Raw genomic sequence first — 16,595 nt, forward strand, 5'->3', positions numbered from 1 at the left:
TTATCAATTCAAGTGAAAGGAAGCTACAATCAGTAAGATGGAAGATAGTTAGATTATTGTTAATTACACTATTAATAGAGTTCGATCAACCATTATTAGCTCAAATTATTCCTGATAACACTCTTGGTTCAGAAAATTCTATTGTTAATCCGTTCAACCGATTAAACGATAGGGTCGAGGGTGGCGCACAAAGAGGAGATAATCTCTTTCATAGTTTTTCAGATTTTAATGTTAATGAAGGAAGAGGTGTTTATTTTGCCAATCCTGCTGGCGTGGAAAATATTTTTACCCGTGTGACGGGAAGTAATCGCTCAGATATTTTGGGAAAATTGGGTGTATTAGGAACAGCAAACTTATTATTGCTGAACCCTAATGGTATTTTATTCGGTTCCCATGCCAGTTTAGATATTCAAGGCTCATTTTTAGCGACAACCGCCAATGCAATTTATCTAGGAAACGAAGGATTTTTCAGTGCTTCTCAACCCGATAGCAGTCATTTACTATCCGTTAATCCAGGTGCTTTATTTTTTAATCAAGTTGCCCAACAATCAAGTAATATTAACAGTCAGGCTAATTTATCAGTAGGGAAGGATTTAACCCTTGTAGCCGCAGGTAATCTGAATATCAACGGTAATATCGAGCTAAACAACGGTGGTAATATCTCTTTAGTATCTAAGGGAGATATAACTTTTGCTCCAGCCATTTCTGTGACTTCAACAGGTTCACTTGGTGGAAAAATTACCCTGAACAGTCAAGGAATGATCTTAGTAGATGGCAGCAGTATTACTACTAATAGCAATTCTAGGGTTCTTGAAACAAAAGGTGGAGATATTGAGATCATCGCTCTATCTTTGGAGTTAGATAATAATGCAGAATTACTGACGACTACATCTGGCAAAGCGAATGCGGGTGATCTTTGGATTCAAATCGCTAATCGGATGACACTTGATGGAGAAAGTATTTTAGGTAGTAGTATCGAAATTGATGAAAAAGATAATACTTCTGCAAATACTAAGAGTAGAAGTGGCAATATCTATCTTGAAGCAGGAACACTCATTCTCAAAAACTTCTCTGATATAGACTCCATTTATTCAGGTGTTGGCAACTCTGGCAGTATTTTGCTCAAAGTTGCTGATGAGATTTCTTTAACAGCAGGTTCTTTGATTAGGAGTGATATTTCAGGTCGGGGTAACACGGGAAATATTATAATTGAAGCACCTAATGCAGTTGTTCGCTTTGATGGAAGGAAGATTGTAGAGGATGAAAATGACCTTTTTGTTGAAGCGAGTGGGCTATCTACGATCGTAGGAATAAATGGTGAAGGGGAAGGAAATGCTGGAAAAATTTATATTAATGCTAAGTCTATTTCTTTGACAAATGGTGCAGCGATCATTAGTAGTGTTTTTGGAAAAGGCAATGCTGGCAATATTGATTTGAAAGTGACTGATTCGTTAACAATCAGTGAAGGATCTCGATTGCTATCGTTTATTGGAGGGATTGGAGATGCAGGAGACATTACAGTTGACGCAAATAATGCAAAGGTTATTATCGATGGAATTGCTAACATTACTGAGCAATTTGTAACAGGAATTGAAAAAGTAGATCTCTATAGTGGAATTATTACGGTCATCGCTCGTAATTTATTGACCAATGAAGGGGAGGGGAAAGGAGGAGATATCCAGATTACAGCTAGAACACTTTCTATCACCAATGGGGCGCAAATATTTACTAACAATTTAGTTCGAGGCAGTTCTGGAAATATTTTTATCAACGTCAGTGATTCTCTGCTTATGAATGGAGGTTCCGCGCTGCGTACTGATATCATAGGACAAGGTATTGCTGGAAGCATTACAATCAATGCACCGAACGCTAACTTATTTTTTGATGGAATAGCTGATATTCCTTTTTATAATACTAATGGGGAACTTAGGAATGAGCTTAGTCCTAGTGGAGTGTCTAGTAATATTAGAGCAGCTTTAGGAATTGAAGGAGAAGGAGAAGCCAAAGATATTAACATTACAGCTAAATCTCTTACTTTAAACAACGGTGCGGCGATAACTGCGACAACGATTAGAAATCAAGGTGGGAACATTACTCTTAATTTAAGCGATCGCCTTCTACTTCGTAATCAAAGTAACATTTCAGCCACAGCAGGACTAGCAGAAGAGACAGGGGATGGAGGAAACATTACAATTGATTCACATTTGATCCTTGCTATTCCTAAAGAAAATAGTGACATCACTGCAAATGCTTTTCAAGGAAAAGGTGGTCACATCAATATTAATACTAAAGGGATTTTTGGCATTCAATTTAGAGAAGCGCAAACTCCTCTAAGTGACATCACTGCATCCTCCAGATTTGATGTCCAAGGAACCGTTACTATTACTAATCCCAATGATACTTTAGTAAATCGTTTGGGTAAATTTACTGAAAATATTGTCGATGTTGCTCGTCTAGTCGCTAAAAATGTTTGTAGTGTAACAGCAGGTGAAGTAAGTTCCTTTATCATTAAAGGAAGAGGCGGTTTACCTACTAATCCTAGCGATCCGATGATGCCAAATAGTACAGTAGATTGGGCAACCCGTTCGCAACTTGAGAAGAAACCTGCTGTTAAATTAAAAGAACGCTCAGATAACACACAACCTGTCATTCAACAAGTACAAGGCTGGAAACGGGAAGCTGATGGTACGATCGTTCTAACGGCTGAGGCAATTACGCTCGCTCCTGTCGCTCCTGTCGCTCCTCCTAGCTGTCACTAATATATTCAACTTGTAAATTTATGTCGCATTAACGCGAACTCAGATTAATTTAAAAAAAGTATTTTGGTCAATTTTGCTTCAATCATTACAATATTTAGTTATTTTTCTCACTTATTTAGGACTAGCTCTGGGGCAGTTTCCAGGGTTAAGGATGAATCGAGCAACGATCGCGCTTGTGGGTGCTGCTTTTCTGATTACGCTACAGGTATTTACTCTAGAGGAAGGATGGCGGGCTATTGACGCAAATACAATCGTTTTTTTGCTCAGTATGATGGTGATTAATGCGAATTTAGCCTATTCAGGCTTTTTTCAATTAATTTTATCTTCTCTATTAAAAATTACTCGTAGTCCCTTTGGTTTACTTTGTTTATTAACCTTTGGTAGTGGGATTTTATCCGCATTTTTTCTCAATGATACGATCGCTCTTATTTTGACACCCTTAGTCATTCATTTAACCCAAGCATTAAAATTAAATCCCATTCCTTATTTACTTGCCCTAGCTGCTGCCACCAATTCGGGTTCTGTAGCGACTCTTAGCGGCAACCCACAAAATATTTTAATCGGTTCATTTTCTAATATTAGTTATTTAGATTTTTCTAGAGCTTTACTTCCTGTCGCATTAATCAGTTTAATTATACAAATTGGTTTATTGTGGCTACTTTATCCTGAAGTCCGTTCAAGACAAGAAATCCCAATTATTCCTAAATTTTCATATCGTCTAATCAAACCTTTATTCAGAAAGTCTTTAATCATTACCAGTGGTTTATTAATTGCTTTTGCGGTAGGAGTTCCTTTAGGAATAGCATCATTAACAGCAGCAGCCTTATTACTAATTACTCGCCGAATTAAACCTGAAAAAGTCTTTCAACAAATTGACTGGAATGTTTTAGTTATGTTTTCTGGTTTATTTATCGTGACTCATGCCACACAGAAACTCAGTTTATTTAACGCTTTAACTCTTTTCGCCAACAATTCACTACAATTTCTAGGTGTTACTGTTTTACTTTCTAATTTAATTTCTAATGTGCCTGCTGTTCTTGTTTTAAAGCCATTGATTGCAGAGAATAATACAAATTACTGGTTACTATTAGCAGCAGGTTCAACTTTAGCAGGAAACTTAACCTTATTTGGTTCAGTTGCTAATCTCATTGTCGCCGAAGCAGCAATTATTAAAGGCTATCATCTTAATTTTAGAGAACATTTTAAGTTTGGTTTACCTTTAACTATTATTACTCTTATTTTGGCTTATTTTAATATTTATCAACTATCAAAATAAAAAAAATTTATATCGTTGCTCGTTAGTCCTAGCCTTAGTTGCCTATTTTTTCCCATCCTGACCTAAAACGGGGTTTTTCCAAGTTAATTACAAAGATGAATCAGTTTCAAAATTTCTTGGCTTTTAAGACTTCTGTCGAGTATCTAATTAAAGCTTGCACTTTGCATTGTAGGAGATAGTGAGCAAACCCTGCCTTGAAAAGGCTAGAAACCCATAAGATTGAAATTGCTATTTCTATAAGTATTGAAAATGTATTGAAAATGTATTGAAAATGATATTGTTAAAAAGATAAATATATGCTAGTTTTAGTTTTTAATAAACTTTTAATTAACTAAGTTTAAATTCTGTTATTGATCAGTCAAAAAACTTAACTAGAATCAATTGTGACTCTAAAAGCCTGTTTTAAGGTAAGATTAGTCTGGTGTAGTACACAAGGCTGTTTTAGCAGAAAAATAAGAAAAACAGATTTAATTTTATGGATAAAGTTTTTTTTTATGTTCCTGATGAAACAAAGGTTGAACTCTTTGACAAGACAATAGAAGAGTGTACAATTTGTAATAATTTTACTTGCTGGGTTTTAGCCACATACATTTACTTAAAAAAAGAAGGTTTCCCGTGTGAAATTACTACAAAAATTCCTCAAGAAGGGATTTTGTTGGCTGACAGAGATAGCTTAAATCAGACATTCATCGATTTTGGAGAGGTCATGCTTATCTGTGCCAAAGGAGATCGAGATTTTCATCCTTCAGCAGCTTTACACGTGGTACAAAATTCAATTGAATTTGAAGAATATCAAAATTCGATTTGGCATCCATACTATATACCGCTTTGGCCTCAGACAAAACTAATTCCAAGATTGCCAGAGCGAGGTTCACGAGTAGAAAATATAGCTTATGTGGGTTCAAGAAGTCAGTTAGCTCAAGAATTTCATGATCAGAAATGGTCAGATACTTTAGAAAATTTGGGCTATCAATGGATGCCGCTTTTTAGCCCCACTCAGTGGAACGATTATAGCCAGATAGATGTAGTGATTGCTGTGCGGAATTTTAAGTCCAATAACATTTATAAGTACAAACCTGCCAGTAAATTAATTAATTGTTGGCGTGCTGGAGTGCCTGCGCTTCTTCCTTCAGAATCTGCTTATATGGCAGAAAAAAAATCAGAATTAGATTTTTTAATGATTGACTCAATTGACAGTACTATTAATTCTATAGAAAAGCTGAAAAACAATTCAAATCTTTATCAATCAATCGTTGATAATGGATTTAAACGTATTCAAGAATTTACACCAGAGCATCTGACAAAACAATGGTTAAATTATTTTGATCAATTTGTTTATTCTTATTATGAGAGATGGAAAATCTTATCGAAAAGTGAAAGAAAAGCAATGTTTTTGAGGCGATATGCTTATTTCAAAACTTATGCTTTCCTAAAAAGATTTAATAAAATCTTCAATTATTTTCTTAGGGTATAAATTATATGAATCTAATCTCAACACTCAAAAAACTTCCTCGAAATTCTGTTTATAGTTATTATCTTTGGCTTTTGGCGCAAAAAAAACCAAAATTAAAAACGATTTTTATTAATAGTCATATGCGTTCTGGAAGCACTTTGCTGTCGCATTTACTTAATTCACATCCTAAAATTTATGGAATTGGTGAAACTGGTTTAACTTATCATTCAGAAGCAGACTTAGAATTGATGATGTGTCGAGTTTCTTGGTATTTTCGTAAGATGAGTATTCCCGAAGACTATGTTTTTGATAAACTGCTCCACAACCGTCTTTTAGTCAATAAGGATTTACTAAATCATGAAGATATTTATTATATTTTTTTAGTGAGAAATCCCGAAGATACTTTATTAAGCTTGTCAAAATTATTTACAAATCGAACTTTGCCCGATTTATATCAGTATTATTGTGAGCGCTTATTGATGATGGAAAATGATTTTAAAAATATTAAAAATTATTCTAAAGTTATAATTATAACTTATGAACAGCTGCTCAATGAAACAACTCAAACCTTTGAAACTCTCCAAAGATTTCTTCAGACTAAAGAGCCTTTTGTAGAACAATATAGCTTGACACCGTGGACGGGGAAAAAATATATAGGTGATTCTTCTAAAAATATTAAAGCTGGGTATATTTTGAGAAAAAATAACAAACAAGAGACACTTCAATTTCCTTCTGATTTATTACAAAACGCTTGGAATTATTATCATAAATGGTATGAACTACAATCGCTCACTCAACATAATTCGTTATGACTTGATTAAAAAAATGTAGCCAAACTAGCTCTTAACCTATCTTACTCATTTTTATTTTTTCCTTCAATTCGTAAACGAATCGAATCAATCCCGCTTAAATAACCATCAGCTTCGGCGAGAACTTGTAGGACACTCGAAAATTGACGAAGCGCGATCGGTGTATATTCAATGACATTTGAAGACTGCATAAACGTTTCTAAACCAATACCTGTAGCGAGAGCAAAAGCGGTTCCCCCAAAATATTCCCCAACCATTTTCGGGGTAGAAGAACCCATCAAGATAGTACCAGCCGATTTGACCAGTTCTAGAGTTTCCCAAGGTTCATCAACATATAATGCTAAGTGAGCGGGAGCAAAAAAGTTTGATAATTCTAGGGCTTTTTCTAAAGTTTCAACGACAATAACTAACCCATAATGAGCTAAAGCTTTTTCTGTCGAAATTTGTTGGGAATAATTTTGAACTTCTTGCTGTACCGCTTCAGCAATTTCTAGATGAGTTGTGATTAAAATTGAAGCAGCGTAGGGATGTTGTTCTGCTTGGGCTAATAAATCAACAGCAATTAACCTGGGATCTGCTTGTTGATCCGCAATAATCAATAATTCCCAAGGATGAGTTAATGTATCAATTCTAACTAAATCGCTTACCATTTTTTTCGCCATCGCCACCTCAAAATGACCGCCACCCGTAATGACATCGACTTTGGGGATGGTTTCCGTTCCATAGGCTAAGGCTGCGATCGCCTCAACACCACCAACGCGATAAATATTGTTGACTCCTGCTTCAGTGGCAGCGACTAAAACGCCTGGGTGTATTTTTCCATCCACTCCAGGGGGCGTTACCATAATAATTTGCTGGACTTGTGCGATTTTAGCGGGAATGGCTTGCATTAATACCCAACTTAAGTGAGCCTGATTGCCATCGGGAACATAAATCCCCGCTTTTGTCAAGGGGCGATACCGTTTAGCGATCGCTGTTTCAGCATCTCCAAATTGAACCCAAGATTTAGGGATGCGCTGACGGTGAAAGGCTTCAGCTTTAGCACAAGCTAACTGAATTGATTTTAAGAGATCTTTAGAAACTTGCTGATAAGCTGCATCGAGTTCTGAACCACTAACTTTTAAACTGGATAATGACAGGGCTGTTTTCCCTGAATTAATTAAAGCCTGATCTCCCTGTTGTTGAACCTGATCGAGGACTTCTTTGACTCTAGCTTCTTGGGCTTGTAACCCGATTTCCCCGAAGCGATCGCGAATGCGTCGTAGTTCAGTTTGGGCTTCAACTAACTGAGTAACAATTCGCAGCATGAAGTTTAGAACCCTTTTTTAGTGACGATTGTTCGAGCTTGCATTCATACGCACTCTCGTTTGATCCTACTTCTCTAGCTTACCTATAATTTCAATTGCTTGCCTGTATTTGTTTTGGGTCGATTATTTTGAGTCGATTGTTGCTAAATTAACCTGCTGCCAAAGACTTGTCAAAAATCAACTTTTTCTGTTATGATAGACAACCTGAGTCTAGTTATTCTTAAACCTACCCAAATACCCTTTTCACTGAAACGACTGTGGCTAATATAAAGTCTGCAATAAAACGGATCAAAATAGCAGAGCGTAATCGCTTACGCAATAAATCCTATAAATCGGCTGTTAGAACCTTGATGAAAAAATATCAAAGCGCGGTAGACAGCTACGCGGCTAATCCAACTCCTGAAACGATGGAGTCAGTGCAAGTAGCCATGTCAGCCGCCTACAGCAAAATCGATAAAGCCGTTAAGCGCAATGTACTGCATAAAAATAACGGTGCCAGAAAAAAAGCGAGTTTAGCAAAAGCTCTTTCCAAAGTGACGGTGGCTGCATCTTGAAATTAGTATAAGCTACAATCAAGATAGAAATGTCCATCCCAAAAAAAGGTGACAGGGTAAGAAATCTTGATCGCTGTGACGACAGCCCATAAGGAGCAATGCAATTTATTGATACCCATGTTCATCTCAACTTTAAAACTTTTCAAGATGAGTTAGTCAGTCTCTCGGAACGTTGGCGAGCTTCAGGAGTAATCGCCATTGTTCATTCGTGTGTAGAACCAAAAGAATTTGAGGAGATACAAGCGATCGCAGATCAGTTTCCTGAAATATCCTTTGCTGTTGGTTTACATCCCTTGGATGCTGAGAAATGGACAGCGAATACAGCCGATCAGATTTTCAACTTAGCGAAATCTGATGGGCGTGTTGTCGCAATTGGCGAAATGGGACTCGATTTTTATAAAGCGGACAATCAAGCTTTACAAGAAAAAGTCTTTTTAGCTCAATTAAAAATTGCTCAACAACTAGATAAGCCAGTCATTATCCATTGTCGGGATGCAGCAGCAAGAATGCGACAACTCTTACAACAATTTTTAAGCAACGGAGGAAATGTCACAGGAGTTATGCACTGCTGGAGTGGCACACCAGAAGAAACCCAATGGTTTTTAGACTTGGGTTTCTATATTAGTTTTAGTGGAATTGTCACTTTTAAGAATGCCATTTCGATTCAAGAATCGGCCAAAATGGTACCCGAAGATCGCATCCTTATTGAAACAGATTGTCCTTTTTTAGCTCCTGTGCCAAAAAGAGGAAAACGTAATGAACCTGCTTATGTGCGATATGTAGCCGAGTTTTTAGCTCAGTTACGTGAAGTCAATATCGAAAAGTTAGCACACTTCACTACTGAAAATGCTTATCGTCTTTTTGGACTTCCTTTGGTAACCAAGAGTAACCCAACAAACAATAGCATAATGATTATTTGAGCTTTTTTCTTCTATCAATTTCTTTTAACGTTTCACACACGCACCATAACACATTATAACTAAACGCATGAGCAATCTAAATTACAATCTGCTTCCTGATCTAATTGAAATTCAACGCTCTAGTTTTCGCTGGTTTTTGGAAGAAGGATTAATTGAAGAACTTAATAGCTTTTCTCCAATTACCGATTACACGGGTAAATTAGAATTACATTTTCTCGGTGCTGATTATAAACTCAAAGAGCCGAAATATTCCGTAGAAGAAGCCAAACGACGGGATAGTACATATTCAGTACAAATGTATGTCCCGACACGGTTGCTCAATAAAGAAACAGGCGAAATCAAAGAGCAAAAAGAAGTCTTTATCGGTGACTTACCCCTGATGACAGAACGGGGAACCTTTATTATTAACGGTGCAGAACGAGTCATCGTTAATCAGATTGTGCGTTCTCCTGGGGTTTATTATAAAGCAGAGATCGATAAAAACGGTCGTCGGACTTATTCAGCATCATTAATTCCGAACCGAGGCGCATGGCTGAAATTTGAAACCGATAAAAATGGCTTAGTTTGGGTCAGAATTGATAAAACCCGTAAATTATCCGCCCAAGTTCTACTCAAAGCCATTGGGTTATCAGACTCAGAAATTATGGACTCGCTGCGCCATCCCGATTTCTATCAAAAAACCCTCGATAAAGAAGGCAATCCCACCGAAGAAGAAGCCTTACTAGAGTTATATCGTAAACTCAGACCGGGTGAACCACCAACCGTAAGCGGTGGACAACAACTGCTAGAGTCACGCTTTTTTGATAACAAACGCTATGACTTAGGGCGCGTTGGTCGTTATAAAATCAATCGCAAATTGCGCTCATCGGTACCTGATACAACCAGGATTTTAACACCGGGAGATATTTTAGGCGCGATCGACTACCTGATTAACCTAGAATTCGACGTTGGTTCAACCGACGACATTGACCACTTAGGAAATCGTCGAGTTCGTTCTGTGGGCGAACTACTGCAAAACCAAGTCAGAGTAGGACTTAACCGCCTCGAACGGATTATCAAAGAACGGATGACCGTAAGTGAAGCCGACAGCTTAACACCCGCGTCTCTAGTCAACCCCAAACCGTTAGTCGCCGCGATTAAAGAATTCTTCGGCTCCTCTCAATTGTCGCAATTTATGGATCAAACCAATCCTCTAGCCGAGTTGACCCATAAACGACGTTTGTCAGCCCTTGGCCCTGGCGGTTTAACCAGAGAAAGAGCAGGCTTTGCGGTGCGAGACATTCACCCGTCCCATCATGGTCGGATTTGTCCCGTAGAAACACCAGAAGGCCCGAATGCTGGATTAATTGGCTCGTTGGCGACTTATGCGCGCGTCAATCAGTATGGATTTATTGAAACGCCTTACTATAAAGTCGAAAACGGACGGGTCAGACGAGATTTAGATCCTGTTTATCTAACCGCAGATGAAGAGGATGATGTACGGGTTGCGCCTGGAGATGTCGCCACTGATGAAAAGGGGATCATTTTAGGAGATTTAGTACCTGTCAGATATCGCCAAGATTTCTCGACAACAACACCCGCACAAGTAGATTATGTAGCCGTCTCGCCCGTTCAGATTGTTTCGGTCGCAACTTCAATGATTCCGTTCCTCGAACACGATGACGCTAACCGCGCTCTAATGGGATCGAATATGCAGCGTCAAGCCGTTCCCCTACTGCGTCCTGAGCGTCCTTTGGTCGGAACAGGTTTAGAGGCACAAGCCGCCCGTGACTCAGGGATGGTAATTGTATCACGAACTCACGGAATTATCACTCATGTTGATGCAACTCGCATCACCGTTAAAGTCACCGATGAAAAAGGAGAGCCAGACCCAACGGCATCCCAGATGACTTATCCGATTCAAAAATATCAGCGATCCAACCAAGATACCTGTTTAAATCAACGTCCTCTAGTTTATAACGGGGAACAGGTTGTACCCGGTCAAATTCTTGCCGATGGTTCAGCAACCGAAGGCGGTGAACTGGCACTGGGTCAGAATATTCTGGTCGCTTATATGCCTTGGGAAGGTTATAATTATGAAGACGCGATCTTAATTAGTGAAAGACTGGTCTCTGATGATGTGTACACCAGTATTCACATTGAAAAATACGAAATTGAAGCCCGTCAGACGAAACTGGGGCCTGAAGAAATTACCCGTGAGATTCCCAACGTTGGGGAAGATGCCCTGAGAAACCTTGATGAGCGTGGCATTATTCGCTCAGGGGCTTGGGTCGAAGCGGGTGATATTATCGTCGGTAAAGTCACACCAAAAGGGGAATCGGATCAACCTCCAGAAGAAAAACTGCTACGGGCGATTTTCGGTGAAAAAGCGCGGGATGTTCGGGATAATTCCTTGAGAGTACCGAACGGTGAAAAAGGTCGTGTCGTCGATGTGCGGGTGTTTACTCGTGAACAAGGGGACGAACTTCCACCAGGGGCTAACATGGTTGTTCGGGCTTATGTCGCTCAAAAACGCAAAATCCAAGTCGGCGATAAAATGGCAGGTCGTCACGGTAATAAAGGGATTATTTCGCGGATTCTGCCCCTAGAAGATATGCCCTATCTGCCCGATGGAAGACCTGTAGACATCGTTCTCAATCCGTTAGGGGTTCCGAGTCGGATGAATGTTGGACAGGTGTTTGAGTGCCTTCTAGGATGGGCTGGAGAGAACCTAGGAGTACGGTTCAAGATCACACCGTTTGATGAAATGTATGGCGCAGAAGCCTCAAGGCTTACGGTGCATCGCCTCTTAGAAGATGGCACACAACGCCCAGGGAAACATTGGATTTTTAATCCAGAGCATCCAGGTAAAGTAGTAGTTTACGATGGACGGACGGGAGAACCCTTTGATCGACCAATTACCGTAGGACAAGCGTATATGCTGAAACTGGTTCACTTGGTTGATGATAAGATTCACGCTCGTTCAACAGGGCCCTACTCTTTGGTGACACAGCAACCATTAGGAGGAAAAGCACAACAAGGCGGACAACGTTTTGGAGAAATGGAAGTTTGGGCTTTAGAGGCGTATGGTGCTGCTTATACCCTGCAAGAACTCCTCACCGTAAAATCAGATGATATGCAAGGACGGAATGAGGCTCTTAATGCAATCGTCAAAGGTAAGCCAATTCCACGCCCAGGTACTCCAGAATCCTTTAAAGTTCTAATGCGCGAATTGCAATCACTAGGCTTAGATATTGCGGTTCACAAAGTAGAAAATGCACCAGATGGCACGTCACGGGATGTAGAAGTCGATTTAATGACTGATCTCGGTCGCCGCGCGCCTTCTCGTCCGACTTACGAATCTTTGACTACTGAAGATTTAGAAGCCGAAGAAGTGGAAAGCTAGGAGCAACGTTGTGCAAAGTTTGTACGTGAATAGTTATGATTAACGGACTATTCACGTACCGATAAGTTACTGATTACTGATTATTGATTACTGGTCACTGAATAAACTATGTTCTACAACTATACGGTTGATAAGAATCGCTTAAAAAAATTAATGGCTTGGACATATCAAAATCACGGCTCGGCGCGTTGCGCTCAAATGGCTGATGATTTAAAAGATATGGGTTTTCGTTTTGCCACGAAAGCAGGAGTATCCATTAGCGTCGATGATTTGACGGTTCCTCCCGCTAAACGGAGTATGCTCGATAGTGCAGAACAAGAAATCCGCTTGACAGAACTTCGCTACGCAAAAGGGGAAATTACTGAAGTAGAACGGTTCCAAAAAGTAATTGATACATGGAATAGTACATCAGAAGCCCTCAAAGATGAAGTTATCCGTAACTTCCGTGAAACCGATCCCCTCAACTCGGTTTACATGATGGCGTTCTCGGGAGCGCGGGGCAATATGAGCCAAGTCCGTCAATTAGTCGGAATGCGCGGTCTAATGGCGAATCCTCAAGGGGAAATCATCGATTTACCCATTAAAACGAATTTTCGTGAAGGCTTAACCGTTACTGAATACGTTATTTCTTCCTATGGGGCGCGCAAAGGATTGGTTGATACCGCCCTCAGAACCGCCGACTCTGGATATCTAACACGGCGTTTAGTCGATGTGAGCCAAGATGTAATTGTAAGGGAACACGATTGCGGAACTAAGGCGTTTATTACCGTTAGTCCGATGAAAGACGGGGATCGCATTTTGATTCCGTTATCTGATCGACTATTTGGACGTGTTTTAGCAGAAGATATCGTCGTTGATGGCGAAGTGATTGCCAAACGAAATGATTTTATAGATGCTGAACTCTCCACAACCATTGAAAAAGTGGTTGAGCAGGTTAAAGTGCGATCGCCCCTGACGTGTGAGGCAGTTCGTTCGGTCTGTCAACAATGCTACGGCTGGAGTTTAGCGCATGGTCATTTAGTCGATATGGGCGAAGCAGTTGGGATTATTGCGGCTCAATCGATTGGGGAACCTGGAACCCAGTTAACGATGCGTACCTTCCATACTGGAGGGGTCTTTACAGGAGAAGTCGTCCGTCAGGTGAGATCCAATTTTGACGGGGTCATTCGCTATGGTGAGGGACTCTCGACCCGTCGCATTCGGACACGTCACGGGGAAGAACGCGAACAAGTCGAAGTCAATGCAGAATTCAGCATCATTCCAGACCAAAAAAACAAGGAACCGATCAGCTATTCTTTAACCCCAAGCTCTTTGCTCTTTGTCTCTGATGGCGAAAAAGTTACCCTAGACCAGCTTTTAGCAGAAGTAGCAACGGCTAAATTACAGCGTTCTACCGAAAGAGCGACCAAAGACGTAACAAGCCACCTAGCAGGAGAGGTTCTCTTCTCACAACTGGTTCCTGAAGGCAAAAAAGATCGCCAAGGTAATACAACCCGCATCGCGCAAAGAGGGGGATTACTTTGGGTGCTATCGGGTGATGTTTATAACTTACCACCAGGTGCCGAACCCGTTGTTAAAAATGGAGAAGATGTAGAGGTCGGCTCAGTCTTAGCTGAAACCCGATTGATCTCCAATAGTGGCGGGGTCGTTCGTCTCGAGCCAAATAGCCGCGAAATTGATATCGTTACCGCTTCGGTACTCCTCGATCAAGCACAAGTCAGAGTCGAAAGTAGTGGTGGACGCGAACAGTTCATTATTTACACGGCCGACGGTCAACGCTTCTTATTGAAAACGACCCCCGGAACCAAAGTCCAAAATCATGCGATCGTAGCTGAATTAATCGACGATCGCTATCATACCAATAGTGGTGGCTTGATCCAGTACGGCGGAATTGAAGTCTCGAAGGGCGGTCGCAAACAGGGTTATGAAATCACCAAAGGGGGTACGATCCTTTGGATTCCAGAAGAAACCCACGAAGTCAATAAAGACAGTTCACTCCTACAAGTTGAAGACGGCCAATATGTCGAAGCAGGAGAAGAAGTCGTTAAAGATATCTTTGCTCAGTCGAGTGGAGTCGTCGAAGTTATTCAAAAAAATGAAATCTTACGCGAGATCATCATTAAACCTGGAAAACTCTATCTAGACATCGATCCAGAAATCGCCAAGATTGAAACAGGACAAGTTCTCAACGCAGGAACTCAAATCGGCCCTGAGATTGTTCTAGATGAGCTACGAATGGCTGAATGGGTCGAAACCACAGAAGGCTATGGCTTATTGTTGCGTCCTGTTCAAGAGTTTACCGTTCATGATGAACCCGATGTCCTTTCCCAAGGCACGATTAATACTGAAGGTGGACGACAAATTCAACTGCGCTCAGTGCAACGCATTTTCTATAAAGATGGTGAACGGGTCAAATCAGTTGATGGTTGTCAGTTACTCAGCACTCAGCTAGTTCTCGAAATGAGCAGCCAAGAGTCCGATATCACGACTCACGTAGCGGCTGATATCGAGTTACAACCAGACGAAGAAGCTGATTGTCAACGTCTACAATTGGTTATGCTAGAAACCTTGGTGCTGCGTCGTGATATAGAAAGCGATCCTCTCGGTGGTAATATCCAGACACGGGTTTTGGTTCACGACAATCAAGAAATTCCCCCAGGTGCTGTGATTGCACGAACTGAAATTCAGTGTAAAGAAGCAGGACAAATTCGCGGGATTAAGAGTGGAATTGAAGCAATTCGACGCATTCTCATTGTTCGTGATGCGGATCTCTTTACTATTAGTACCGATCAAAAACCCAAGGTTAAAGTCGGCGATTTAATCATTTCCGATACTGAAATCGCTCCTGGTGTTACGACTCCCCACTCAGGTCAAGTCGTAAAAATCGAAGGAAAAGGCGAATATACTGTAACCTTACGTCAAGCACGTCCCTATCGAGTATCAGCCGGCGCGATCCTTCATATTGATGACGGTGACTTGGTGCAACGGGGTGATAACTTGGTGTTGTTGGTTTTTGAACGTACCAAAACGGGAGATATCATTCAGGGTTTACCCAGAATTGAAGAACTTCTAGAAGGACGTAAGCCGAAAGAGGCTTGTATTCTAGCCCGCAAACCTGGTGTTTGTCAGGTGGAATATGGAGAAGATAACGACAGTGTTGATATTAAGGTGATCGAAGATGATGGAACCGTTAGCGAATATCCGCTACTGCCCAATCAAAATCTTTTAGTAACCGACGGTCAACGGGTCGAAACAGGTCACCATCTAACTGATGGCCCTGCTAACCCCCATGAGATCTTAGAGATTTTCTTTAACTATCATGTCGATGATCTTGGGGTTTATGAAGCGTCGTTACGGGGTTTACAGAAAACTCAGATTTTCTTAGTCGATCAGGTACAATCGGTTTACCAATCGCAAGGGATTGATATTTCTGATAAACACATCGAAGTGATTGTCCGTCAGATGACCTCAAAAGTTCGGATCGATGATGGGGGTGACACAACAATGTTACCTGGTGAATTAGTCGAACTCCGTCAGGTTGAACAGGTTAATGATGCGATGTCGATTACAGGTGGTGCAACGGCGCGTTATACTCCAGTATTACTAGGGATCACCAAAGCATCTTTAAATACCGATAGCTTTATTAGTGCGGCATCTTTCCAAGAAACGACACGGGTTCTGACTGAGGCAGCCATTGAAGGTAAATCCGACTGGTTACGGGGCCTCAAAGAAAACGTGATCATTGGACGTTTGATTCCCGCAGGAACGGGCTACAACGCTCATGAACACGGTGGAGTGATCGCCGCTTCTGAAGCGGTACTCAACGAAGGGCCAGAAGACACGGGTAATGTACGTTCACCTTACTATACTCAAGCGGCCGAACGGCGTGACAGTCTCTCGAATCGTTTTACCGACCTCGAAGATGATGAGGATATGGTTTTAGACGATCAAACTGCCCGCGCCATCAGTCAAAGTGAAGTCTTAAAAATGAATTCCTTCTCTGATACTCGTTTTGGCGGTCGCGTGTCGGAAGATGATGACGATGACGAATTTGAAGATGATTATGATGAAGATGATTACGATGACGATGATGATGAATAAGCATCCGTAAGATTCGTAATAGGAGTGAATA

Annotated in this window: 9 protein-coding genes; 8 read left to right on the top strand and 1 reads right to left on the bottom strand. The window is 40.7% G+C overall.

Going from position 1 to position 16,595, the window contains the following annotated elements:
* Positions 1 to 56: 56 nt before the first annotated feature.
* From CFPU101_RS07815 to CFPU101_RS07830, 4 genes are all read left to right on the top strand, one after another.
* Positions 57 to 2,759, top strand: coding sequence for a filamentous hemagglutinin N-terminal domain-containing protein (locus CFPU101_RS07815; RefSeq protein ID WP_206814767.1), 2,703 nt, complete (start codon positions 57 to 59; stop codon positions 2,757 to 2,759).
* Positions 2,760 to 2,832: 73 nt separating this feature from the next.
* The gene (locus tag CFPU101_RS07820; protein WP_242577814.1) at positions 2,833 to 4,035 is read left to right on the top strand and encodes an anion transporter; all 1,203 of its coding nucleotides are present in this window, start codon (positions 2,833 to 2,835) and stop codon (positions 4,033 to 4,035) included.
* 475 nt (positions 4,036 to 4,510) lie between these two features.
* Entirely contained in the window at positions 4,511 to 5,509 is a 999-nt protein-coding gene (locus CFPU101_RS07825) for a glycosyltransferase family 1 protein (RefSeq protein ID WP_206814768.1), read from the top strand.
* A gap of 5 nt (positions 5,510 to 5,514) precedes the next feature.
* A complete protein-coding gene (locus tag CFPU101_RS07830; protein WP_206814769.1) occupies positions 5,515 to 6,300 on the top strand; it encodes a sulfotransferase in 786 nt (261 codons plus the stop codon).
* Positions 6,301 to 6,341: 41 nt separating this feature from the next.
* Here CFPU101_RS07830 and hisD read toward each other — a convergent pair whose 3' ends face one another.
* The gene (hisD, locus tag CFPU101_RS07835) at positions 6,342 to 7,604 is read right to left on the bottom strand and encodes a histidinol dehydrogenase (RefSeq protein ID WP_206814770.1); all 1,263 of its coding nucleotides are present in this window, start codon (positions 7,602 to 7,604) and stop codon (positions 6,342 to 6,344) included.
* Positions 7,605 to 7,861: 257 nt separating this feature from the next.
* Here hisD and rpsT point away from each other — a divergent pair, with 257 nt between their 5' ends.
* From rpsT to CFPU101_RS07855, 4 genes are all read left to right on the top strand, one after another.
* On the top strand, positions 7,862 to 8,158 hold the full coding sequence (rpsT, locus tag CFPU101_RS07840; protein WP_206814771.1) for a 30S ribosomal protein S20: 297 nt from the start codon (positions 7,862 to 7,864) through the stop codon (positions 8,156 to 8,158).
* Positions 8,159 to 8,256: 98 nt separating this feature from the next.
* Positions 8,257 to 9,078, top strand: coding sequence for a TatD family hydrolase (locus tag CFPU101_RS07845; RefSeq protein ID WP_206814772.1), 822 nt, complete (start codon positions 8,257 to 8,259; stop codon positions 9,076 to 9,078).
* Positions 9,079 to 9,145: 67 nt separating this feature from the next.
* Positions 9,146 to 12,463, top strand: coding sequence for a DNA-directed RNA polymerase subunit beta (gene rpoB, locus CFPU101_RS07850; protein WP_206814773.1), 3,318 nt, complete (start codon positions 9,146 to 9,148; stop codon positions 12,461 to 12,463).
* Between the two features lie 108 nt (positions 12,464 to 12,571).
* Positions 12,572 to 16,564 (top strand): DNA-directed RNA polymerase subunit beta', encoded by a 3,993-nt coding sequence (locus tag CFPU101_RS07855; protein ID WP_206814775.1) that lies wholly within the window; start codon positions 12,572 to 12,574, stop codon positions 16,562 to 16,564.
* Positions 16,565 to 16,595 lie beyond the last annotated feature (31 nt).

Source organism: Chroococcus sp. FPU101 (assembly GCF_017312365.1).
GTDB lineage: Bacteria > Cyanobacteriota > Cyanobacteriia > Cyanobacteriales > Microcystaceae > Chroococcus.

Bases quoted from the DNA above. Each gene is read 5' to 3' on its own strand.
- CFPU101_RS07825 (WP_206814768.1), top strand. From the start codon at position 4,511: ATGGATAAAGTTTTTTTTTATGTTCCTGATGAAACAAAGGTTGAACTC.
- CFPU101_RS07830 (WP_206814769.1), top strand. From the start codon at position 5,515: ATGAATCTAATCTCAACACTCAAAAAACTTCCTCGAAATTCTGTTTAT.
- hisD (WP_206814770.1), bottom strand. From the start codon at position 7,604: ATGCTGCGAATTGTTACTCAGTTAGTTGAAGCCCAAACTGAACTACGA.
- CFPU101_RS07845 (WP_206814772.1), top strand. From the start codon at position 8,257: ATGCAATTTATTGATACCCATGTTCATCTCAACTTTAAAACTTTTCAA.
- rpoB (WP_206814773.1), top strand. From the start codon at position 9,146: ATGAGCAATCTAAATTACAATCTGCTTCCTGATCTAATTGAAATTCAA.
- CFPU101_RS07855 (WP_206814775.1), top strand. From the start codon at position 12,572: ATGTTCTACAACTATACGGTTGATAAGAATCGCTTAAAAAAATTAATG.